Genomic DNA, 21,934 nt, shown 5'->3' on the forward strand with positions numbered 1-21,934 from the left:
CAGGGATTTTCGGTTTTTTTGCCGGGCGGGAAAAACTCGTGATAATTCCTAGGCATACCCTCAAAAAACCAGTCTGGCCGAGGGCAAACTTTCTCGATAGATGGTCGTGCAGTAACACTGTGAAACGGTTGGGATGAGGCAGAAGGGAATTTTTCAGCTATGTGCGGCATAAGCGCCGATCGGTCATGCACCGCCGTTACCCGGCGGTGCACACAGGCCTAGTACCAATTCGGGTCTTTCTTGAGTTGTTCCATCAGCAGCTTCTGCATGCCTTCATCCGGCTTGCCGATGAAGCGGTAACTGGCGTGCCGGGTCGGCGACTTATCGGCGGGCAGCCCGGCAGGTACTTCGACCAACATTGCGTAGGCGTCCTCCTTATCCAGGCTGAAAGCAACGATCAGGCGTTTATTCAGGCAGGTATCAGCCGTTTCACACAGCGGGCCTACCAAATACCCGTCACTGTCTTCCGTCACGGCATTCATTTGTTCAGACGTGCCCGAAAGGTTGATCACCCAGTCAGGCAAGCGCTCTTCCTTCTTGACCACACCTTGCCAGGTTTCCCGATACTGCGGGTCGGCATTGAGCAGCTCATTGGCCCGCGCCTGGCCGTCATTGGCGGCCATGGCCAAGCCACTACCGCCCAACAGCAGGGCGGCAGCAAGGGTTTTGAGAGACAAGTTGGACATGTTCAGCCTCGACCACGACGGCCAAAGAAGAAAGAAGCGATGAACATCACCAGGAAGACGACAAAGAGAATCTTGGCGATACCCGTGGCGGTGCCCGCGATACCACCGAAGCCCAGGACTGCAGCCACAATGGCAATGATCAGAAATGTGATTGCCCAACTCAACATGGTGATTCTCCTTTTACGTCTCTAAGAGGACTGCTATGTCGCCCCCCAGGGGCGGCAGGTTCGTGCCTAGAACACCCAGCGTTCCTGGACCGGTTCGTCATACAGGGCAATGTCCTGTTCGACCGCCATCATGCGTGGGGCTGTCACGTCAGCGCTGTGGCTGCCAACGGAACGGAAATGGGTCTGCGTCATGTGGGCGCGCTCGAACTGCGGGGCCGACTGCTGGCTCTGCTGCCAAACCTGTAATTGCTGACCACCGATCAAGGTCACCATCAAGGCGAGGCTGGCAAACAGCCCCTGTTGAAGGCGCAGTGGCGATACACGCAATGGCTTGAGGCTTTGGCGAGTCATCCTGAATCTCTCCCGCATGTTGTTTTGTTCGTTGATCACGCTTGTAGGAGAGGTATTGCAGAGTGCATGCCAGTTTTTTAATCAAATAAAAATCAATAAAATCAGTGTGTTATAAGATCAAAGAGTTTCTTCCCAACAGCATCCTGCACGATGCGCCTATCCTCACCGTGCGAAATGCACGATGGTCAGGGCTCGGCTTATGGAATCAGAAGGGGCTGTAGGACTGGCGAAGCATCAAGAAAGGTCGAAAACGCACTGCACACGCGCATAAGTAGGAAGGGTCGTAGATAGCTGCGCGATAAGGCTTTCAATCAATCAGAATAAACCATGCAACTTGCCCGATTATTCCGGGACTAACCAAGATCAATCATTTTTAGGAGCGCGGGACAGATGGAATCAGCCAAGGAACTTCAAGGCCGCATTCTTTTAGTGGACGACGAGTCCGCAATCCTGCGCACCTTCCGCTACTGCCTGGAAGATGAAGGCTATACCGTAGCCACCGCCAACAGCGCGGCCCAGGCCGATGCCCTGTTGCAACGCCAGGTGTTCGACCTGTGCTTCCTGGACCTGCGCCTGGGCGAGGACAACGGCCTGGATGTGCTGGCGCAGATGCGTATCCAGGCGCCGTGGATGCGCGTGGTGATCGTCACCGCCCACTCGGCGGTCGATACGGCCGTGGATGCGATCCAGGCCGGCGCGGCCGATTACCTGGTCAAGCCCTGCAGCCCGGACCAACTGCGCCTAGCCACCGCCAAGCAACTGGAAGTGCGCCAGCTGTCGGCCCGCCTGGAAGCGCTGGAAGGCGCAGTGCGCCAGCCCAAGGATGGCCTCGACTCCCATAGCCCCTCGATGATGGTGGTGCTGGAGACGGCCCGCCAAGTGGCCGGCACCGATGCCAATATCCTGATCCTCGGCGAATCCGGCACAGGTAAAGGTGAATTGGCCCGGGCGATTCACGGCTGGAGCAAAAGGGCGAAAAAATCCTGCGTCACCATCAACTGCCCGTCCCTGACCGCCGAACTGATGGAAAGCGAGTTGTTCGGCCACAGCCGCGGGGCCTTTACCGGCGCCAGCGAAAGCACCCTCGGCCGGGTCAACCAGGCGGACGGCGGCACCCTGTTCCTTGACGAGATCGGCGATTTTCCCCTGACATTGCAACCCAAGTTGCTGCGTTTTATCCAGGATAAGGAATATGAACGTGTCGGCGACCCGGTCACCCGGCGCGCCGATGTACGCATCCTGGCGGCGACCAACCTGAACCTGGAAGACATGGTGCGCGACGGGCGTTTTCGCGAAGACTTACTGTATCGACTGAACGTCATCACCTTGCACCTGCCGCCCTTGCGCGAGCGCAGCGAGGATATCCTGACCCTCGCCGACCGCTTCCTGGCGCGCTTCGTCAAAGAATATGCGCGACCGGCACGCGGCTTCAGCGATGACGCCCGCGAAGCGCTGCTCAACTACCGCTGGCCCGGCAATATCCGCGAACTGCGCAACGTGGTGGAACGCGCCAGCATCATCTGCGCCCAGGAAAAGGTCGAAATCAGTCACCTGGGGATGGCCGAGCAACCGGCCAACAACTCACCGCGCATTGGTGCGGCGTTGAGCCTGGATGAGCTGGAAAAGGCCCATATTGGCGCCGTACTGGCCACCAGCGACACCCTGGACCAAGCGGCCAAGACCCTGGGCATCGACGCGTCGACGCTGTATCGCAAACGCAAGCAATACAACCTGTGAGCTGCACCTTATGAAGCTGGCGATGAAACTGCGCACGCGGCTGTTCCTGAGCATTTCTGCGCTGATCACCGTGGCCCTGCTCGGGTTGCTGCTGGGGCTGGTGAGTGTCATGCAAATGGCCAAGACCCAGGAATCCTTGATCCGCAGCAACTTCATTACCCTGGACCTGGGGCTCAAGCTGCGCCAGACCCTGGGCGACCAGTTGATCATGATGCTCAACGACACACCGGACCCGCTCGCGCTGGAGGCGTCCAAGCAACAGTATTTCAAGCTGTTGGACCAAGGCATCAGCCATGAAATGAGTGTCGCCAAGATCGGAGGTTTCACTCAGGCCAAGGCTAATTACCTGACGTTCCTGGAAGCATTTGAAGAAAACGAACACACGCCTGCGTCCCTGCGCAATAACGAAAAAATCACGGCCAGTTTCAACGTCTTGCGCAACGGGCTGATCAGCGAACACAAGGGCGCACTGGAAAACATCAATGACACCGAACGCCAGTCTCGCGAACGTGCCCTGTGGATCGCCGGCCTGCTCGGCCTGGTGGGCCTGGCGGTACTGATTATCGGCTTCATCACCGCCCATGGTATCGCCCGGCGTTTTGGCGGGCCGATCGAAGCCCTGGCCAAGGCGGCCGACAAAATCGGCCAAGGCAACTTTGATGTCACCCTGCCGATTTCCTCGGCAGCAGAAATGAATCAGTTGACCCGGCGCTTTGGCATCATGGCCGAAGCCTTGCGCCAGCATCAGGCGACCAATGTCGACGAACTGCTCGCCGGCCAGCAACGCTTGCAGGCAGTGCTCGACAGTATCGACGACGGCTTGCTGATGATCGACCGCCAAGGGCGCCTGGAACACTTCAACCCGGTCGCCCAGCGCCAGTTGGGCTGGAACGAGACCCGCCTGGGGCAGGGCCTGGGTGAAGCACTGCAACGCCCCGAGATGGATGAGCAACTGCATCTGGTACTGCGTGGCGGCAACCTGGAACGTGCACCGGACGATCTGGAAGTGGAGGTCGAAGGCGAATCACGCCTGTTGACCTACAGCATGACGCCCGTCAGCCACCATCAGGGGCATATTCTCGGCGCCGTGATGGTGCTGCATGACGTGACCGAGCAACGCGCCTTCGAGCGAGTGCGTAGTGAGTTCGTGCTGCGTGCCTCCCATGAACTGCGTACGCCGGTCACTGGCATGCACATGGCATTCGGTCTGTTCCAGGAACGGGCGAAATTCCCCCCAGAGTCCCGCGAAGCCGACCTGTTGAACACGGTCAACGAAGAAATGCAGCGCTTGATGCAACTGATCAATGACCTGCTGAACTTTTCCCGCTACCAGAACGGCCTGCAAAAGCTCACCCTGGCGCCGTGCGACATCAACAACCTGCTTGAACATGCCCGCGCCCGTTTTGCCGAGCTGGCGAATGCGCAAAACATCGACCTGGTGATAGAAGCACAAGCGCAACTGCCCAGGCTGCATGCCGACCAGGCGCAATTGGAACGAGTCCTCGACAATCTACTCGGCAATGCCCTGCGCCATACCAGCGACGGCGGGCAGATTCGCCTACAGGCGCGGCGCCATGGCGAACGGCTGATTATCAGCGTCGAGGACAACGGCGAAGGCATCGCCTACGGCCAGCAGGGCAGGATTTTCGAGCCTTTTGTGCAGGTGGGCCGCAAGAAAGGCGGCGCCGGCCTGGGGCTGGCGCTGTGCAAGGAGATCGTACAGTTGCACGGTGGCCGCATGGGGGTCTATTCCCGGCCGGGGCAGGGCACGCAGTTCTATATGGCGTTGCCGTTATAGATGCAGCTGCAAGTAGCCTAGCGCTTGCGCTCGTTCAGTGCCTGCAATATGGCTGCGCTTTGCGCATCCGGCGTGCCATCGAACAGCGCCGGCCGGAAGCGCATCTGGAAGGCGGCAAGCACACGCCGCGTTGCCACATCCAGCTCGCCGGTCTGCGGCGTGGCATACCCCAAGCGTGTCAATGCTTCCTGGAACCAGGTGATGCTCGGTAGCTGAGCAGCGTACTGCGCCTGATACCGCGCGACCGCCTGGGCCTCGGGCCAGATCCCCAGGCCTTCATCCGCCAGGCGCTTCCACGGGAACAGTGGACCCGGATCAAGTTTGCGACCGGGGGCAATATCGCTATGACCGATAATGAACTTTGGGTTGATCCGGTTGCGCTGGCTGATGTCCTTGAGCAAGGCCACCAGGGAGCGGACCTGCGCTTCGGAGTACGGATACCAGACACGCCCGGTGGGTGTATCGCGGTAGCCCGGGTTGACGATCTCGATACCAATGGAGCTGGAGTTGAGCCAGGTACGCCCCATCCATTCACTTTCCCCGGCATGCCAGGCGCGCTTGCCTTCATCCACCAGCTTATAGATGGTCGCACTGGCGTCATCGCCAATCAGGTAGTGGCTGCTGACCTGGCCTTTGGTCAATAGCGCCAGCGACCCTTGAAGGTTGGTAGCGGTGTAGTGCAGGACGACAAACTGCACGCGATTGTCGAAGTTCGCCGACGGGTGGCTGGTATCCAGCCGCGGCCCACTCGCACAGCCGCCGAGCGTGAGCAACACAAGAGCAATAACTAGAAATTTCATGGCAACAGACAGTACGCTAAAGACAATAATGCAACAGTGTAACGTACCATTTGCCGGTCAGCGGCCAGCTTACAAAATGGAACAACTTTTCAGGCCGCCTGTACCTGGTTGCGTCCTGCCGCCTTGGCCCGGTACAAGGCTTCGTCGGCGCGCTTGAGTGCCAGGTCGCTGCGCTCGCCGGGCTGGAACTGCGCCATGCCGATGGACATGGTGATGGTCACCCGCTCCCCCTTGAAGTGAAACGGGCACGCTTCAATGGCCGTCCGCAGGTGCTCGCCAAGCTCCAGCGCATCGCCCAGCGCCGAATCCGGCATCAGCAGCACAAATTCCTCCCCCCCGAAGCGCGCGATGAAATCCGTCGGCCGCAGGTGCTTGCTCAACACATTGGCAATGATCTTCAGCACCTTGTCGCCCGCCAGATGGCCGTAGCTGTCATTGATGCGCTTGAAATGATCGAGGTCCAGCATCGCCAGTGACAAGCTGTTGCCCTGTTGGTGCCAGGTATTGACCTCATACTCCAGGCGCTCGCTCCAGGCCGCACGATTGGGCAAGCCGGTGAGCGGGTCGATCAGCGCTTTTTGGCGCTGGACCTCAAGGTGGTCACGATAACCCTGGGCCTCCTGCTCCATGCTCACGACCCGCTCGGCCAGCCCCTGCAACCGCGCAGCGACTTCATGTTCACGCTGGTCACGCTGCTTTTGATGCTCATCCATGGCGCCCAACAGCCCCTCAAGATGACTTTCCAGCACTTGCTTGAGGTCATCGAGATCGGATGCTTCCTGGACACTGCTTTGCAGGCCATCCATCTGTTCACGGATTTGCGTATCCATCTCGCGCGCGGCGCTGCGGCTGTCGGCGTGCCCGTCGCTGGCCGCCTGCAGATTGCTCTGGAAGGCCTCCAGCCGCTCGTTGAGACGCTTGAGATAGGCTTCAAACTCGTGCTGGCCGCTATCGGTGATGGCCAGCATCAATACCGCCAGGTCATCGAGGATCGGTAGCAATTCGTACCAGTTCAGCCCGTGGGCCAGGCGTTCGCGCATGGCTTCAGCCTGGGGCCGGTGATGCTCGGGCAGGTCGAGGTCGCTCAGCAGGCCGAGCAGGGTGCCTTCAATGTGCTTGGCAACTGAGCTGTAGGAAGGCTCTGGGGAATCAGGCAGGGCGTACAGCGCCTCGGGATCGACTTCAGCCGCCTCGTCATCCAGCACAGGCGGCAACGATAGGCTGCCGATTGCGGTCGGTTGCGGCACCTGCGGCAAAGCCTGAGGCACAACCTCCGCCACTGCGACCGCGCTTTCACGCAGCGGCGTAGCGCTCACCGCGACCGGCTCGGGCAGTTCCGGGGGCTGGGCTGCAACCGTGGGCATTTCGACCGGCGATAAGCGGGGAGCAGCAACCTGGGGCAGTGCTACCACGCGATCATCCACATCCGCCCGGGGTGCAACGGGCACCGGCGCAGGTGCGGCCTCAGGCACCGCCGGCGGCGGGGCCTGGACTTGCGGTGTAAAGGCACGCAGGGCCTGGGCCAGCTCGGGCGTTTCCTCCGGCGCCTGCGGCACTGGCTGCGGCGCAGGAGCGGCTGCCAGCGCAGGACCCTCCCGGGCAGTCGGCGAAACGGCGGGCTCAACCGGCGCGACGTCAGCCTCCGCCTCCTTGGCACCAAACAGGCGCTGCAACAAACCTGGGCGCGGCTCGTCATTCGACTCAAGATTGCTCAGGGCCTGCCCTTGCAGGCCGCTCAACTCGCTGAGCAGCAGGGGAATTTCTCGCGCCTGGCCGACGCGGCTGTCCAACTGCTTGGCAAAGCTCTTGAGCGGGCGACTGACTTCCCGCGGCAAGGGCAGCGCCTGCAGTTGCGCCACCAGGGCGGTCAGCGCGGTGCTGATCTGATCGACCCGTGTCTCACGGCGTTGTTCGGAGTCCAGCACGGCCTTTTCCAGGCGTGGCAACAAGGCGGCGAGCGCGGCGTCCATGTCATCGGTGCGCACCACATCGCGCATCTCTTTCATGCACTGGTCCACGGCCCGGTCCGTGCCTTCGGCCGCCAGCGTGCTGCGCACCAGCCCACGGCGCAGCAAGTCGAGGCGCGCAGCCCAACGGCGTTCGAGCTTGTCTTGTTGCTCGATGCTTAACAGGTATTTTTCTTTCCAGCGCTGGGCGTCGTCGCTCATGCAAGGGGTCCGCGGGGGCCAGGGCTCAACGCGGGTAATGCATCCACCGTGAGCGAACCCGGCAGACGAATCTCTACCGCGACCGGCAGGTGATCGGAAATGGGTTGGGCCAGTACCTGCACACTTTCCAGCGTCAGGGTCGGGCTTAACAGAATGTGATCCAGGCAGCGTTGCGGACGCCAACTGGGGAACGTAGCCTCGACCTGCGGCGCCAGCAGCCCCAAGTCGCGCAACGGAGAGTTCTGCAGCAGGTCGCTGGCATGGGTGTTCATATCCCCCATCAGCACCTGGTGTTTGTAATCGCCGATCAGCTCACGGATGTAGGCCAATTGCAGGGTCCGGGTACGCGCGCCCAGCGCCAGGTGCATCATGACCACCACCAGCGCCTCCGGGCCCTCGCCAAACCGCACGAGAATCGCCCCGCGCCCTTTCGGGCCCGGCAGTGGATGGTCTTCGATCACCCAGGGCTTCAAGCGGCTGAGTACGCCATTGCTGTGCTGGCCCAAGCGCCCGAGGTTGCGATTGAGTTGTTGATACCAGTAGGGAAAGGCACCGAGCTGGGCCAGGTGTTCGACCTGGTTGACGTAGCCCGAACGCAGGCTGCCACCATCGGCCTCCTGCAGGGCCACCAGGTCGAAGTCACCCAGCAGGTCGCCAATCTTCTGCAGATTGTCGGCCCGACCATTGTGGGGCAGCAGGTGCTGCCAGCCACGGGTCAGGTAATGCCGATATTTCTCGGTGCTGATGCCAACCTGGATATTGAAGCTCAACAAGCGCAGCCGGCTGTCCGCCGGCAGGCCGGTGGACGCGAGGTGGTGTTCATTGACCTGTGGATCGTGCCGGCCAACCACCCGTTCAGTACCCCAGCGACGCATGGCGTGCCCCTTACTTGGCTGCGCGCTCTTTGGCGATCAACTGGTCAGCAACGTTGAGGGTCGCTTCAGGACCGCCGGTGGAGCCGAGGTCAAAGCGGTACTTGCCGTTGACGATCAGGGTTGGCACGCCTTGCACGCCGTACTTCTGCGCAAGGTCCTTAGCCTGTTTGACCTGGCCCTTGATGGCAAAGGAGTTGAAGGTGGTGAGGAACTTGTCCTTGTCCACGCCCTGGGTGGCGAGGAAGTCAGCCATTTCTTCAGGCTTGGTCAGGCGCTTGCCTTGTTTTTGGATCGCATCGAACACCGCGCCGTGAACCTTATGCTCCACACCCATGGCTTCCAGGGTCAGGAACATCTGGCCGTGGGCATCCCAAGGGCCGCCGAACATGGCCGGGATGCGCTTGAAGTTCACGTCCGATGGCAGCTTCTCGGCCCAAGGGTTGATGGTGGGTTCAAAAGAGTAGCAATGCGGGCAGCCATACCAGAACAGCTCTACGACTTCGATCTTGCCCGGCACGGAAACCGGCACTGGATTGGTCAATTCAACATAGGTTTTACCCGCTTCAAGCGGCACATCGGCAGCTTGGGCGGTCATGCCGAACAGGCTGGCAGTGACGAGAGCGGCGCTGAGGATCAATTTACGCATGCTTTACTCCTGGACAAATAAAGTCGCCTCGCGCGACCTTTTTTATGACAGGCCGGCACGGGCATGAGTTCGTTAGTGTAACGGTAGCAGCCACAAAAAAGGGCAGCCGCAGCTACCCTTTTTATGCTTGCATCAACGGATTAATCGAGCGTTAACGTTACACGGCATGTCGGCCCTTGCAACGCAGGTTTATCCAGGCCTTACTTGTGCAAGCCTTGGATGTAGCTGGCTACCGCTGCAATGTCTTCGTCACTCATCTTACGCGCGATGGTACGCATGGTCATGGCATCGCCATCGTTGGCCCGACCGGCTTCTTCCTTGCGGAAATCAGTCAATTGCTTGGCGATGTACTGGGCGTGCTGGCCACCCAGGTGCGGGAAGCCTGCTGCGGCGTTACCCGAACCGTCCGGGGAGTGGCAACCGGTACAAGCCGGCAGGCCTTTTTCCAGGTTGCCGCCACGGAACAATTGTTCACCACGGGCGACCAGTTTCGGATCTGCCGCGCCCACACTGCCGGCCTGGCTGGCGTAGTACGCCGCGATATCCGCCAGGTCCTGATCGCTGAGGTTGGTCAGCAAGCCGGTCATTTCCAGGACGGTGCGCTTGCCGTCCTTGATGTCGTGCATCTGCTTGGTCAGGTATTTCTCACCCTGGCCCGCCAGTTTTGGAAAGTTGGGTGCCGGGCTGTTGCCATCCGGTCCATGGCAGGCACCACATACGGCGGCCTTTGTCTGGCCAGCAGTAGCGTCACCTGCAGCATGGGCAACACCAGTGATGCCCAAGGTCAACAGCAGACTCACGATCAATTTGTTCATCAGCTAATCCAATTACGGCTAAAGGTTATAGAGTTATGGACCGGGTCTACTCGCTCATCAAAAGGATGATGGCCTGGTAATCCTCGGCACGGCATTCCATGCACAAACCACGCGGCGGCATCGCCTTGAAACCCTGGGTCACACGCTGCACCAGCGTATCCATGCCTTGCGCCAGTCTCGGCGCCCAGGCTGCCTGGTCACCCCGCTTGGGGGCCATTGGCAACTGCCCGGCATGACAAGCCGCACAAACGCGGTTGTACACAGCTTCCGGATCCTGTGTAGCCTGCGCACTGTAAAGTGGTAACAGGACACCGACAGCTAGCAGCCACTGGGTCATACGTCGACCTTTTCAGGGTTTGGAAGCGTTTTGCGTTCTAATGCGCAATAAAGGTCTATCGCTCCCGTGAACTTCATCCTTCGCTGGGACAAAGCACACACAAAATCTGCGGCATTATATACTGGCGCCACTGAAACGGGAACGACACTACTTGCCGCACCCATTCCCGGCACCGCCCACATCGGAAATCCCATGCAACTCAAGAACCCCATCCTCGGTCTGTGCCAACAGTCCACGTTCATGCTCAGCGCCGCCAAAGTCGACCAATGCCCCGACGACGAAGGCTTTGAAGTGGCCTTCGCCGGGCGCTCCAACGCCGGCAAGTCCAGCGCGCTCAACACCCTGACCCATGCCAGCCTGGCTCGCACCTCGAAAACCCCGGGCCGCACACAGTTGCTCAACTTCTTCAAGCTAGACGATGATCGGCGTCTGGTCGACCTGCCGGGCTACGGTTACGCAAAAGTCCCTATCCCATTGAAGTTGCACTGGCAGCGTCACCTGGAAGCCTACCTGGGTGGCCGCGAAAGCCTGAAAGGGCTGATCCTGATGATGGATATCCGTCATCCCATGACCGACTTCGACCTGTTGATGCTCGATTGGGCAGTCGCCAGCGGCATGCCGATGCACATTTTGCTGACCAAGGCCGACAAGCTGACCTACGGCGCCGCCAAGGGCACCTTGCTCAAAGTGCAGGCGCAAATCCGTAAAGGTTGGGGTGATGCAATCACCATCCAGCTGTTCTCGGCGCCCAAGCGCATGGGCCTGGAAGATGCCTATACCGTGCTGGCCGGCTGGATGGAGCTGGCGGACAAGGGCGCAGAACTGGCCGAGTAACTTTTCTGCGGGCAAAAAAAACCCCGGACTTCGTATGGGGAGGGGAAGTTCGGGGTCCAAGTTCCGGACCGCTAGGGCGGGGTCCAGATATCTGCCAACACTTAACACAACATAGGAGCATTGAAGGGCTTCACCACCCATTCAGTAACTCTGAGTGACTTTTCAGGGGTTAAGTTCCGGCGCAGCGCAAAACTATTGGAAATAACCCTCGGAGCTTTCCGATCTAACAGGCACAGCTGCGACGTCATGCCGCAGCCATGCCAGCCGATCAGTGCGCCTCGTCCCAGTTGTCCCCCACCCCGACTTCCACCAGCAACGGCACATCCAGTTGCGCAGCACTGCTCATGTGCTCGCGAATTTTCTCGCGGACCTCAGCCACCAGGTCTTCGCGGACCTCCAGTACCAATTCATCGTGCACCTGCAGGATGACTTTGGCGTCGAGCCCCGACTCCGTCAGCCAGTTGTCGACCTTGACCATGGCCTTCTTGATGATATCGGCGGCAGTGCCCTGCATCGGCGCGTTGATCGCGGTGCGTTCTGCGCCCGCGCGCTCCTGCGGCTTGTTGGAGTGGATATCCGGCAAGTACAGGCGACGTCCGAACAGGGTTTCCACATAGCCTTGGTCGGATGCCTGGGCGCGGGTGCGTTCCATGTACTCGCGCACCCCCGGGTAGCGGGCGAAGTACACATCGATGTAGGCCTTGGCCGTCTTGGTATCGACGCCAATGTCCTTGCCCAGCTTCTGCGCACCCATGCCGTAGATCAGGCCGAAGTTGATCGCCTTGGCGCTGCGGCGCTGGTCGGACGTGACCTCGCCCAACTCGACCTTGAACACCTCGGCCGCCGTGGCCGTGTGCACATCCAGGTTATCGCGGAAGGCGTTGAGCAAGCCCTCGTCCTTGGACAGGTGCGCCATGATCCGCAGTTCGATCTGCGAATAGTCCGCCGCCAGCAGTTTGTAGCCCTTGGGCGCGACGAATGCCTGGCGGATCCGCCGGCCTTCGGCGGTGCGCACCGGGATGTTCTGCAGGTTCGGATCACTGGACGACAAGCGCCCGGTGGCGGCCACGGCCTGGTGATAAGAGGTGTGGATACGCCCGGTACGCGGGTTGATCTGCTCGGGCAAACGGTCGGTGTAGGTGCTTTTGAGTTTGCTCATGCTGCGGTACTGCATCAGCACCTTGGGCAGCGGGTAGTCATCCTCGGCCAACTTGGCCAGCACTTCCTCGGCGGTAGAGGCCTGGCCCTTGCCGGTCTTCTTCAACACCGGCAGCCCGAGTTTTTCGTAGAGGATCGCCCCCAGTTGCTTGGGTGAACCGAGGTTGAACTCTTCGCCGGCGATCTCATACGCCTGGCGCTCCAGTTCCACCATCTTGTTGCCCAGCTCGATGCTCTGCACGCCAAGCAACGCGGCATCCACCAGGGCTCCCTGGCGCTCGATCCGCGCCAGTACCGGCACCAATGGCATCTCGATATCCGTCAGCACGCTGGCCAGGCTCGGCAAGGCGCTGAGTTGCTCATACAGCGCCAGGTGCAGGCGCAGGGTCACATCGGCATCTTCGGCGGCGTAGGGGCCGGCCTGTTCCAAGGCAATCTGGTCGAAGGTCAGCTGCTTGGCGCCTTTACCAGCGATGTCCTGGAAACTGACGGTGTCATGCTCCAGGTACTTCTTCGCCAGGCTGTCCATGTCGTGGCGGGTCGCCGTGGAGTTCAGCACGTAGGATTCGAGCATGGTGTCGAAGGCGATGCCGCGCACGGTGATGCCGTGCGCCGGGTCGCCGCCGATGGCGCAATTGGCCAGGATGTTCATGTCGAATTTGGCGTGCTGGCCGACCTTGAGCTTGTTCGGGTCCTCCAGCAGTGGCTTGAGCGCCAACAACACCGTATCGCGATCCAGTTGCTCAGGCACGCCGATGTAGGAATGGGTCAGCGGGATGTAGGCCGCTTCATTGGCCTGCACGGCAAACGAAACCCCCACCAGTTGCGCCTGCTGGGCATCGATACCGGTGGTTTCGGTATCGAAGGCAAACAATTTCGCGTCATTGAGTTTTTTCAGCCAGACGTCAAAACGGGCCTGATCGAGGATGGTCTCGTACTGCGCCTGGACCGGGGCCACAGGCGCTTGGGCCTCAACTGCAACCTGGGCCGGCGCAACGTCAGCGGCGGCCTTGAGTTCGACCCGCTTGGCGTCGCGCTGAATCTCATCGATCCAGCTCTTGAACTCCAGCAGGGTGTACAGCTCAAGCAACTTCTCGCGATCCGGCTCGATCAGGTGCAAATCGTCCAGGCCGACAGCCAATGGCACATCGACCTTGATGGTCGCCAACTGGTAGGACAGGAACGCCATCTCCTTGTGCTCTTCCAGCTTGGCCGGCAGGGTCTTGGCCCCACGGATCGGCAGGGTCGGGACAATATCGAGCTGCTCGTAGAGCTCTTTCAAACCGCCGTTCACCCCGACCAGCAGTCCCGAAGCGGTCTTAGGACCGATACCAGGAACACCCGGGATGTTGTCGGAGGAATCGCCCATCAGTGCCAGATAGTCGATGATCTGCTCGGGAGCGACCCCAAATTTCTCCTTTACGCCGTCGATGTCCATGGCGCTACCGGTCATGGTGTTGACCAGGGTAATGTGCCCGTCGACCAATTGCGCCATGTCCTTGTCACCCGTGGAAATCACCACCGGGCGGTCGGCAGCCGCGCTGCTGCGGGCCAGGGTGCCGATCACGTCGTCGGCTTCAACGCCTTCGACGCACAGCAGCGGGAAGCCCAGGGCAATTACGCTCTGGTGCAGCGGCTCGATCTGCACGCGCATGTCATCGGGCATGCTCGGGCGGTTGGCCTTGTATTCGGCGTACATGTCATCGCGAAATGTCCCACCCTTGGCATCGAACACCACCGCGAACGGGCTGTCCGGGTACTGCTTGCGCAGGCTTTTGAGCATGTTCAACACGCCCTTGACCGCACCGGTCGGCAGGCCTTGGGAGGTGGTCAGCGGCGGCAGCGCATGGAAGGCGCGGTACAGATATGAAGAACCGTCCACCAGGACGAGGGGGGCTTGGCTCATGAGCAGGATCAACCTTTTCGGCGGGTCAGGCGCTAGAATAGCCGGACCAATGACAACAAAGGGACAAGGTTATCATGCGTACATTCAATCGCCTGCTGTTGACCAGCTTGATTGCACTCGCTCCGATGGCTGCCATGGCGGCAGACGATGCTCCTTCGGGCGACCCGCAAGTTACCATTCGCACGGAAGGCGACAAGACCATCCAGGAATACCGCCAAAACGGCTTTCTGTATGCCATCAAGGTAACGCCCAAAGGCGCGCCCCCGTATTTCCTGGTACGCGCGGACGGAACCGATGCGAACTTCATCCGCTCGGACCAGCCGGATATGCTGATCCCGTCATGGAAGATCTTTGAATGGAAATGATTTCTTAATTTTAATCGGCGCTGCGGCCTGTGGCGCCCGTACTGGCAGTTTTAACCATGTCTGTGTTCACCCCCCTGGCTCGGCCCGAGCTGGAAACCTTTCTCGCCCCTTATGGGCTCGGCCGCCTGCTCGATTTCCAGGGGATTGCCGCTGGTAGCGAAAACACCAACTTCTTTATCAGCCTGGAACAGGGCGAATTCGTCCTGACCCTGGTTGAGCGCGGCCCTGTGCAGGAAATGCCGTTCTTCATCGAACTGCTCGATGTGCTCCACGACGCCGACCTGCCTGTGCCTTACGCCCTGCGCACCACCGATGGCGTGGCCCTACGCGAATTGGCGGGCAAGCCGGCGCTGCTGCAACCGCGCCTGGCGGGCAAGCATATCCAGGACGCCAACGCCCAGCATTGTGTACAAGTGGGCGAGTTGCTCGGCCACTTGCACCTGGCCACCCAGGGCGACAAGGTGCTGGAGCGCAAGACCGATCGCGGGCTGGACTGGATGCTCGACGAGGGCGCACAGCTGATTTCGCACCTCGACGCCCACCAACAGCAGTTGTTGCAACTGGCACTGGATGAAATCCGGCAGCACAAAGGGCAGATCCTCACGCTGCCACAGGCCAATATCCACGCCGACCTGTTCCGCGACAACGCCATGTTTGAAGGCACCCACCTGACCGGGTTGATCGACTTCTACAACGCGTGTTCCGGGCCGATGCTGTACGACGTAGCGATTGCCCTGAATGACTGGTGCTCGGACGCCGCCGGGGTGATCGACGGCCACCGCGCCCGCGCACTGCTGGGCGCCTACGCGGCACTGCGCCCGTTCAGCACCAAGGAAGCCGAGCTGTGGCCGACGATGTTGCGCGTGGCGTGTGTGCGGTTCTGGCTGTCACGGCTGATTGCGGCGCAGACGTTTGCGGGGCAGGACGTGTTGATCCACGATCCGGTAGAGCTTCAACAGCTGCTGGAGCAGCGCCAGCAGGTCACTCTGCAACTGCCGCTTGCCCTCTGACGCTGTGGGAGCGGGCTTGTGTGGGAGCGGGCTTGCCCGCGATAGCGGTGTATCAGGCGCTCATTAAGGTGACTGACACACCCTCATCGCGGGCAAGCCCGCTCCCACAGGGGTTCTATGTCGCCTGTTACAGTGACTCCAGGCACCCTGCCAAATCATTGCCCAGCTTCTCCAGCAACTGCTCATACCCCTGGCCCGTGGCCGGGGTGTAGCCGCCCAGGGCATCCAGTTCCGCCAGTTTCACCGGCAGGCCGGCCACCAGGGTCTCGGCCAGGCGCGGGCGCAAGGGGGGTTCGCTGAACACACAGGTCTTGCCCACTTCCTGCAGGCGCGTGCGCATCGCGGCCACATGCTGGGCCCCCGGTTGCACCTCGGCGGCCACGCTGAACACACCGGTGTGCTTGAGGCCGTAAGCCTGTTCAAAGTAGTCGAAGGCTTCATGGAACACGAAGTAAGGCTTGCCGGCGATCCCCGCCAGGCGCGCCTTCAAACGCAGGTCCAAGGCATCCAGGCGCGCCTCGAAGGCTTGCAGGTTGCTCTGGTAACGCGCCGCATTGGCGGGGTCTGCGGCGCTCAAGTCCGCCGCCATTTTGCTGGCGATCACCCGCGCATTCAGCGGCGACAGCCACAAGTGGGCATCCAGGCTTCCGGGGCGATGGTCGTGATCATGGTCGTCGGTTTCTTCGCCATGGGCGTGCTTATCTTCGGCGAAATACCGCAGTTTCAGGCCCGGCAGCTCCTGCACCGCCACCGTCGGCAAGCCGCGCCCCTTGAGGACCCGTGGCAGGAAGCCTTCCATGTCCGGGCCGATCCAATACAGCAGGTCCACCGATTGCACACGCCGTACGTCGGATGGGCGCAATGCGTAGTTATGCGGCGAGGCGCCCGGTGGCAACAGCACCTCTGGAATCGCCACGCCGTCCTGCACCGCAGCGGCAATCAGCTGTAACGGTTTGATGCTGGTGAGCACCCGAACCTCGGCCTGGGCAGCCCCGGCCATCAATAAACTGGTGACAAATACGACAAAAACGGCAAAAAGTCGGGACACGATGAGCACTCAAGTCAGCAGGAACGGGTAACATAATAACGTCTCTCACAAATATCTGTCGCCGCTCATGCCTAAAACACCGCTTGCCAGCCGCCCCCATGACCACTCTCACTGCGTGCACAACGCACTGTCAGAGGCCGACGCCCTGTGCGCACGCCAAGGCCTGCGCCTGACTGCCCTGCGCCGGCGGGTGCTGGAACTGGTGTGGCAGAGCCACAAGCCGCTGGGCGCCTACGACATTCTCGGCGTGCTCAGCGAGCAGGACGGCCGCCGCGCCGCGCCGCCCACGGTGTACCGTGCGCTGGACTTCCTGCTGGAAAACGGCCTGGTGCACCGCATCGCCTCGCTCAACGCCTTTGTCGGCTGCAACCACCCGGAACATGCGCACCAGGGCCAGTTCCTGATCTGCCGCGAATGCCACGCCGCCATCGAGCTTGAACAAAAAAGCATCAGCGACGCGATTATCAAGAGTGCCAGCGATGTCGGCTTCCAGGTCGAAGGGCAGACCGTCGAAGTGGTCGGCATCTGCTCGGGCTGCCAGGGGTCTTGATGAGCACTGCGCTAATCCGCCTGGAACAGGTCGGCGTCACGTTCGCCGGCCAGAACGTGCTGGACAACATTGACCTGAGCGTCGAGCCGGGGCAGATCGTCACCCTGATCGGCCCCAACGGCGCGGGCAAGACCACCCTGGTGCGTGCCGTACTCGGCCTGCTCAAGCCCGACAGCGGCCGTGTCTGGCGCAAGCCCAGGCTGCGCATCGGCTACATGCCGCAAAAACTGCACGTCGATCCGACCTTGCCACTGTCGGTGCTGCGCTTCCTGCGCCTGGTGCCTGGCGTGGACCGCGCCCGCGCCCTGGCCGCGCTCAAGGAAGTCGGCGCCGAGCAGGTGATCGACAGCCCGGTACAAAGCATCTCCGGCGGCGAAATGCAGCGCGTGCTGCTGGCCCGTGCCCTGCTGCGCGAACCCGAGTTGCTGGTGCTCGATGAGCCGGTGCAAGGCGTCGACGTGGCCGGCCAGGCCGAGCTCTACAGCCTGATCACCCGCCTGCGCGACCGGCATGGCTGCGGCGTGCTGATGGTGTCCCACGACTTGCATCTGGTAATGAGCACCACCGACCAGGTGGTATGCCTCAATCGCCACGTCTGCTGTTCCGGCCACCCGGAGCAGGTCAGCGGCGACCCGGCCTTTGTCGAGCTGTTCGGCAAGAATGCCCAGAGCCTGGCGATCTACCACCACCATCACGACCACGCCCATGACCTACATGGCGCGGTAGTCGCCGATCCGGTCGCCCCTCATACCCACGTCCATGGAGATGGCTGCAAGCATGGCTGACTTTCTGCTCTACGCCCTGCTTGCAGGCTTGGCTCTGGCGCTGGTGGCGGGCCCGTTGGGTTCGTTCGTGGTCTGGCGGCGCATGGCCTACTTTGGCGATACCTTGTCCCACGCGGCCCTGCTCGGCGTGGCCCTGGGCTTTTTGCTGGACGTCAGCCCGACCATCGCCGTAACCGTCGGCTGCCTGCTGCTGGCGGTGCTGCTGGTGACCCTGCAACAGCGCCAGCCCCTGGCCTCGGACACCCTGCTGGGGATCCTTGCGCCAAGCACCCTGTCCCTGGGCCTGGTGGTGCTGAGCTTTATGCATGAAGTGCGCATCGACCTGATGGCCTATCTGTTCGGCGACCTGCTGGCGATCAGCCCTACGGACCTGGCCTGGATTCTCGGCGGCAGCGCGGCGGTATTGATCCTGCTGGTGGCCCTATGGCGCCCGCTGCTGGCCATTACCGTCCACGAACAACTGGCCACCGTCGAAGGCTTGCCCGTACCCGCACTGCGCATGACCCTGATGTTGCTGATCGCGGTGGTGATTGCTGTCGCAATGAAGATTGTCGGCGTATTGTTGATCACGTCGCTATTGATCATCCCCGCTGCCGCCGCCCAGCGTCATGCACGCTCGCCGGAACAGATGGCGATTGGCGCCAGTTTGCTGGGGATGCTCGCCGTGTGTGGTGGCCTGGCGCTGTCCTGGTTCAAGGACACCCCGGCCGGGCCGTCGATTGTGGTCACGGCCGCCGCACTGTTTCTGCTGAGTTTTGTCCTGCCCCGTCGAGGGGTGTAGACTTGCTCGCTTTTTGCGCAATTAGAGAGTCGCAGGAATGAAGCCGTTCACCTCCCGTTATCTGCTCCTTGCCGCATTTTCCCTGCTGCTGGGCGCCTGCCAAAGCACCCCGCCCGCTGCCCCCGAGGCGCCGGACGCGCGCGCTGCGGCCATTGCACAGCTGGAACAAAACCTGGCCAGCAGTGAGCTGGCCACCGCCGAAGACCAACTCGCTGCGTTGCAGGCCCAGTCGCCTGACGATGCAACGCTGGAGTCTTACCAGCGCCAACTGGCCGAAGCCTATCTGCAGCGTAGCCAGATCGTCCTGCAAAAAGGTGATGTCAACGCCGCCGCCACAGCCCTGAGCCGCGCCCGGGCCTTGATGCCCAAGGCTCCGGCGCTGACCGGCGGGGTCAACAGCGCCATCGCCCACGCCCGCAAGGCTGAGCTGGATAAAGCCGAGGCCGCCCTCAAAGCCGCCGAAGCCAAGCCACCGGCCAAGGTCATCGACCCCACCGCCGAGAGCACCACGGTTGCGCTGAACCTCACGGATATCCAGCAATTGCGCCATCAACTGGATGCCATCGCCACCGATGTGGTGAATTACCAGTGTGATGTGAGCCTCCAGGTGCCGCGCACCGAGGATTACCCCTGGCTGAACACGCTGTTGAGCAAGCGGGTGAAGCGGATTGATGCAGGATATGACTTGAAGATTCACCGGCAGATTCTCAAACACATACCGGCGCAGGTGGTGCTGATTCCGCGTAAGGCGGACTGACCCCATCGCGAGCAAGCCCGCTCCCACATTTTGCACGGTGAATACATTCAAGTGTGGGAGCGGGCTTGCCCGCGATGGCTGCCTGACAAACAACCAATGACTTAAGCCGGAACCGCCTTGGCCCGAGGCTCGCGCTCCCACACCCGATGCTGGGCAATTGCCGCAATAAACGCCTTCAACGCCTTGGCATCCCCGCCCACAATCAAGCCCGCATCCGCCTCCAGCTTCAACACCGCCAGCAACTGCTTCGCCTCACCGGCCAAGGCAATCGCCTTCAAATGCTTGTAGGCCTCCAGCAGGTAATGCAACGCCACGCCATCGCTACTCAAGGCCTGGATCGACTTCGCCCCACCCGGCACAAACACCGCGTCGAACGCCACCGACGGCAAGCCTTCCATCGAGGCATCCACCGCCAGGTGCTTGCCATCGGCCGTGGTTACTGGCGCCGAGGTCGGCCCCAGCAGCTTGGCATGGGCGCCTTCCTTGGCCAGCGCCTTTTGCAACGCGGCGATGGCTGCCCCATCCACACCATTGGCCGCCAGAATCGCCACCTTGCGCGTCTTGATATCCCCCGACAGCAGATTGGCCTGGCTCAAGGCCGGCGAGCGTTCTGGCGCGGTCTTGCGCACTGCCACGGTGCCTTTTTTCGGCGCCGGCAGGCCGAGGTTCTGCGCCACGCGCTTGGCCAGCCCCAGATCGATATTGGCCAGGATCTCATTGACCTGGCACGCCCGGATAAACTCACGCTCGACCTTGCCCAGCTCAAAGCTGTAGGCCGCGATGATGTGCTCCTGCTCGTGCGGGCTCATGCTGTTGAAGAACAGGCGCGCCTGGGAAAAGTGATCGCCGAACGACTCGCTGCGCTGGCGGACCTTGTGCGCATCGACGCGCTCTGGATAGCTTTCAAAACCGCCATCCTGCGCTGCCGGCGGGGTTTCCTTGGGCCAGCCGCCATCAATCGAGTTGGGCTCATAGGACGCACGCCCCTTGTCGATGGTCGAGCGGTGCATCGCATCACGCTGGCCGTTATGGAACGGCACTACTGGCCGATTGATCGGCAACTCATGAAAGTTCGGGCCACCTAGACGGCTGATCTGCGTGTCGGTGTAGGAAAACAGGCGACCTTGCAGCAGCGGATCATTGGAAAAGTCGATACCCGGCACGATATGCCCTGGGCAGAAGGCTACTTGCTCGGTCTCGGCAAAGTAGTTGTCCGGGTTGCGATTGAGCACCATCTTGCCCAGCGGCATGATCGGCACCAGCTCTTCAGGGATCAGCTTGGTCGGGTCAAGGAGGTCGAAGTCGAACTTATGCTCGTTTTCTTCGGGAATGACCTGCACCCCCAACTCCCATTCGGGATAGTCACCACCCTCGATGGCCTCCCACAGGTCACGCCGGTGGAAGTCGGTATCCTTGCCTGCCAGTTTTTGCGCCTCATCCCACACCAGCGAGCAGGTGCCCACCGTAGGGCGCCAATGAAACTTGACGAAGTTGGACACCCCTTTGGCATTGATCAAACGAAAGGTGTGCACACCAAACCCCTGCATGCTACGCAGGCTTTTCGGGATCGCCCGATCGGACATGGCCCAGATCACCATATGCGCCGACTCCGGCACCAGCGACACAAAGTCCCAGAACGTATCGTGGGCCGAACCGCCCGTGGGCATTTCGTTATGGGGCTCGGGTTTTACCGCGTGCACAAAGTCCGGGAACTTGATGGCGTCCTGGATAAAAAACACCGGCATATTGTTGCCAACCAGGTCGAAGTTGCCCTCTTCGGTGTAGAACTTCACCGCAAAGCCGCGCACATCACGCACGGTATCACCTGAGCCGCGTGGCCCTTGTACCGTGGAAAATCGCACGAATACCGGGGTTTTATGCCCGGGATCCCGTAGGAAGCCGGCCTTGGTCAGTGCTGAATGGTTCTCGTAGGACTGAAAGTAACCATGGGCCCCCACACCGCGGGCATGCACGATGCGCTCCGGGATACGCTCATGGTCAAAGTGCGTGATCTTTTCACGCATGATGAAATCTTCCAGCAGCGAAGGGCCGCGAGCGCCGACCTTCAAGCTGTTCTGGTTATCGGAGACTTTCACCCCCTGGTTGGTGCGCAGCGCCTGACCAGTGGCGTCGGAACGGAATTTTTCCAGACTGTGCAGCTTGGCATTGGTGTTGCCACGGTCCAGGGTGTCGGTGCCTGCAAGCGCGCTCTTGGGTGGCGCGACGGGTTTCTTGGTGCTCATCAGTCAAAACTCCTCGTTTGCGTAGTCCAGGGCGATCCCTGGCCCGTTTGAGCAAAACCCCGGGCACGGCACCCGGGAAGTCGAGTTGCTTATGTAGTGACTGATGGGTTTTTTTAC

21 protein-coding genes are annotated in these 21,934 nt (G+C 61.1%); 9 read left to right on the plus strand and 12 right to left on the minus strand.

What is annotated here, in order from left to right; all coding sequences use genetic code 11:
* Window positions 1-218: 218 nt before the first annotated feature.
* The 3 genes from AC07W7_RS22915 to AC07W7_RS22925 all read right to left on the minus strand — a co-directional run bounded on the left by AC07W7_RS22915 (window position 219) and on the right by AC07W7_RS22925 (window position 1,204).
* The gene (locus AC07W7_RS22915; protein WP_495040177.1) at window positions 219-686 is read right to left on the minus strand and encodes an inhibitor of vertebrate lysozyme family protein; all 468 of its coding nucleotides are present in this window, start codon (window positions 684-686) and stop codon (window positions 219-221) included.
* Between the two features lie 2 nt (window positions 687-688).
* Window positions 689-853, minus strand: coding sequence for a DUF1328 domain-containing protein (locus AC07W7_RS22920; RefSeq protein ID WP_003170804.1), 165 nt, complete (start codon window positions 851-853; stop codon window positions 689-691).
* A gap of 66 nt (window positions 854-919) precedes the next feature.
* A complete protein-coding gene (locus tag AC07W7_RS22925; protein ID WP_076963382.1) occupies window positions 920-1,204 on the minus strand; it encodes a hypothetical protein in 285 nt (94 codons plus the stop codon).
* A 390-nt stretch (window positions 1,205-1,594) separates the two neighbouring features.
* On the opposite strand from AC07W7_RS22925, the gene algB reads away from it, so the two are divergent.
* Together algB and AC07W7_RS22935 are read left to right on the plus strand one after the other, a co-directional pair.
* The gene (gene algB, locus AC07W7_RS22930) at window positions 1,595-2,941 is read left to right on the plus strand and encodes a sigma-54-dependent response regulator transcription factor AlgB (RefSeq protein ID WP_076963381.1); all 1,347 of its coding nucleotides are present in this window, start codon (window positions 1,595-1,597) and stop codon (window positions 2,939-2,941) included.
* Between the two features lie 10 nt (window positions 2,942-2,951).
* Window positions 2,952-4,739, plus strand: a complete 1,788-nt coding sequence (locus tag AC07W7_RS22935; RefSeq protein ID WP_076963380.1) for a KinB sensor domain-containing domain — start codon at window positions 2,952-2,954, stop codon at window positions 4,737-4,739.
* A gap of 17 nt (window positions 4,740-4,756) precedes the next feature.
* Here the strand turns inward: AC07W7_RS22935 and AC07W7_RS22940 are convergent, their stop codons facing one another.
* The 6 genes from AC07W7_RS22940 to AC07W7_RS22965 form a co-directional block, all read right to left on the minus strand.
* Complete coding sequence (locus AC07W7_RS22940) at window positions 4,757-5,539, minus strand: N-acetylmuramoyl-L-alanine amidase (RefSeq protein WP_099169549.1); 783 nt, start codon at window positions 5,537-5,539, stop codon at window positions 4,757-4,759.
* Window positions 5,540-5,628: 89 nt separating this feature from the next.
* Window positions 5,629-7,707 (minus strand): diguanylate cyclase, encoded by a 2,079-nt coding sequence (locus AC07W7_RS22945; RefSeq protein WP_495040178.1) that lies wholly within the window; start codon window positions 7,705-7,707, stop codon window positions 5,629-5,631.
* A complete protein-coding gene (locus tag AC07W7_RS22950) occupies window positions 7,704-8,582 on the minus strand; it encodes an endonuclease/exonuclease/phosphatase family protein (RefSeq protein WP_076963377.1) in 879 nt (292 codons plus the stop codon). Before AC07W7_RS22950 ends, AC07W7_RS22945 begins: the two co-directional genes overlap by 4 nt.
* Before the next feature lie 10 nt (window positions 8,583-8,592).
* Window positions 8,593-9,228, minus strand: coding sequence for a thiol:disulfide interchange protein DsbA (gene dsbA, locus AC07W7_RS22955; RefSeq protein WP_076963376.1), 636 nt, complete (start codon window positions 9,226-9,228; stop codon window positions 8,593-8,595).
* A 200-nt stretch (window positions 9,229-9,428) separates the two neighbouring features.
* Complete coding sequence (locus tag AC07W7_RS22960) at window positions 9,429-10,043, minus strand: c-type cytochrome (protein WP_495040179.1); 615 nt, start codon at window positions 10,041-10,043, stop codon at window positions 9,429-9,431.
* A gap of 46 nt (window positions 10,044-10,089) precedes the next feature.
* Window positions 10,090-10,380, minus strand: coding sequence for a c-type cytochrome (locus AC07W7_RS22965; RefSeq protein ID WP_076963374.1), 291 nt, complete (start codon window positions 10,378-10,380; stop codon window positions 10,090-10,092).
* 192 nt (window positions 10,381-10,572) lie between these two features.
* On the opposite strand from AC07W7_RS22965, the gene yihA reads away from it, so the two are divergent.
* Window positions 10,573-11,214, plus strand: a complete 642-nt coding sequence (gene yihA / locus AC07W7_RS22970) for a ribosome biogenesis GTP-binding protein YihA/YsxC (protein ID WP_076963373.1) — start codon at window positions 10,573-10,575, stop codon at window positions 11,212-11,214.
* Between the two features lie 268 nt (window positions 11,215-11,482).
* On the opposite strand, the gene polA is transcribed toward yihA, so the two are convergent.
* Window positions 11,483-14,278, minus strand: coding sequence for a DNA polymerase I (polA, locus tag AC07W7_RS22975; protein WP_495040180.1), 2,796 nt, complete (start codon window positions 14,276-14,278; stop codon window positions 11,483-11,485).
* Window positions 14,279-14,352: 74 nt separating this feature from the next.
* On the opposite strand from polA, the gene AC07W7_RS22980 reads away from it, so the two are divergent.
* Both AC07W7_RS22980 and AC07W7_RS22985 read left to right on the plus strand, forming a co-directional pair.
* Window positions 14,353-14,643 (plus strand): DUF2782 domain-containing protein, encoded by a 291-nt coding sequence (locus AC07W7_RS22980; protein WP_076963371.1) that lies wholly within the window; start codon window positions 14,353-14,355, stop codon window positions 14,641-14,643.
* 56 nt (window positions 14,644-14,699) lie between these two features.
* Window positions 14,700-15,653 carry a homoserine kinase gene (locus AC07W7_RS22985; RefSeq protein WP_076963370.1) on the plus strand — a complete coding sequence of 318 codons (954 nt, stop codon included), beginning with the start codon at window positions 14,700-14,702 and terminating at the stop codon, window positions 15,651-15,653.
* Window positions 15,654-15,780: 127 nt separating this feature from the next.
* On the opposite strand, the gene AC07W7_RS22990 is transcribed toward AC07W7_RS22985, so the two are convergent.
* Window positions 15,781-16,701 carry a zinc ABC transporter substrate-binding protein gene (locus AC07W7_RS22990; protein WP_495040181.1) on the minus strand — a complete coding sequence of 307 codons (921 nt, stop codon included), beginning with the start codon at window positions 16,699-16,701 and terminating at the stop codon, window positions 15,781-15,783.
* Between the two features lie 67 nt (window positions 16,702-16,768).
* Here AC07W7_RS22990 and zur point away from each other — a divergent pair, with 67 nt between their 5' ends.
* Genes zur through AC07W7_RS23010 form a run of 4 tightly spaced genes read left to right on the plus strand, consistent with a single transcriptional unit; the run spans window position 16,769 to window position 19,574 of the window.
* Window positions 16,769-17,251, plus strand: coding sequence for a zinc uptake transcriptional repressor Zur (zur, locus tag AC07W7_RS22995; RefSeq protein WP_495040182.1), 483 nt, complete (start codon window positions 16,769-16,771; stop codon window positions 17,249-17,251).
* Window positions 17,251-18,036 (plus strand): zinc ABC transporter ATP-binding protein ZnuC, encoded by a 786-nt coding sequence (znuC, locus tag AC07W7_RS23000; RefSeq protein WP_495040183.1) that lies wholly within the window; start codon window positions 17,251-17,253, stop codon window positions 18,034-18,036. The genes zur and znuC overlap by 1 nt, the downstream gene beginning before the upstream one ends.
* Entirely contained in the window at window positions 18,029-18,817 is a 789-nt protein-coding gene (znuB, locus tag AC07W7_RS23005) for a zinc ABC transporter permease subunit ZnuB (RefSeq protein ID WP_076963366.1), read from the plus strand. Before znuC ends, znuB begins: the two co-directional genes overlap by 8 nt.
* Window positions 18,818-18,854: 37 nt before the next feature.
* Window positions 18,855-19,574, plus strand: a complete 720-nt coding sequence (locus AC07W7_RS23010; RefSeq protein ID WP_169897651.1) for a PA5502 family lipoprotein — start codon at window positions 18,855-18,857, stop codon at window positions 19,572-19,574.
* A 101-nt stretch (window positions 19,575-19,675) separates the two neighbouring features.
* Here AC07W7_RS23010 and katE read toward each other — a convergent pair whose 3' ends face one another.
* Complete coding sequence (gene katE, locus AC07W7_RS23015) at window positions 19,676-21,817, minus strand: catalase HPII (RefSeq protein WP_495040184.1); 2,142 nt, start codon at window positions 21,815-21,817, stop codon at window positions 19,676-19,678.
* Window positions 21,818-21,934: the final 117 nt, after the last annotated feature.

The sequence above is a fragment of the Pseudomonas sp. GW821-FHT01D09 genome (assembly GCF_059422465.1).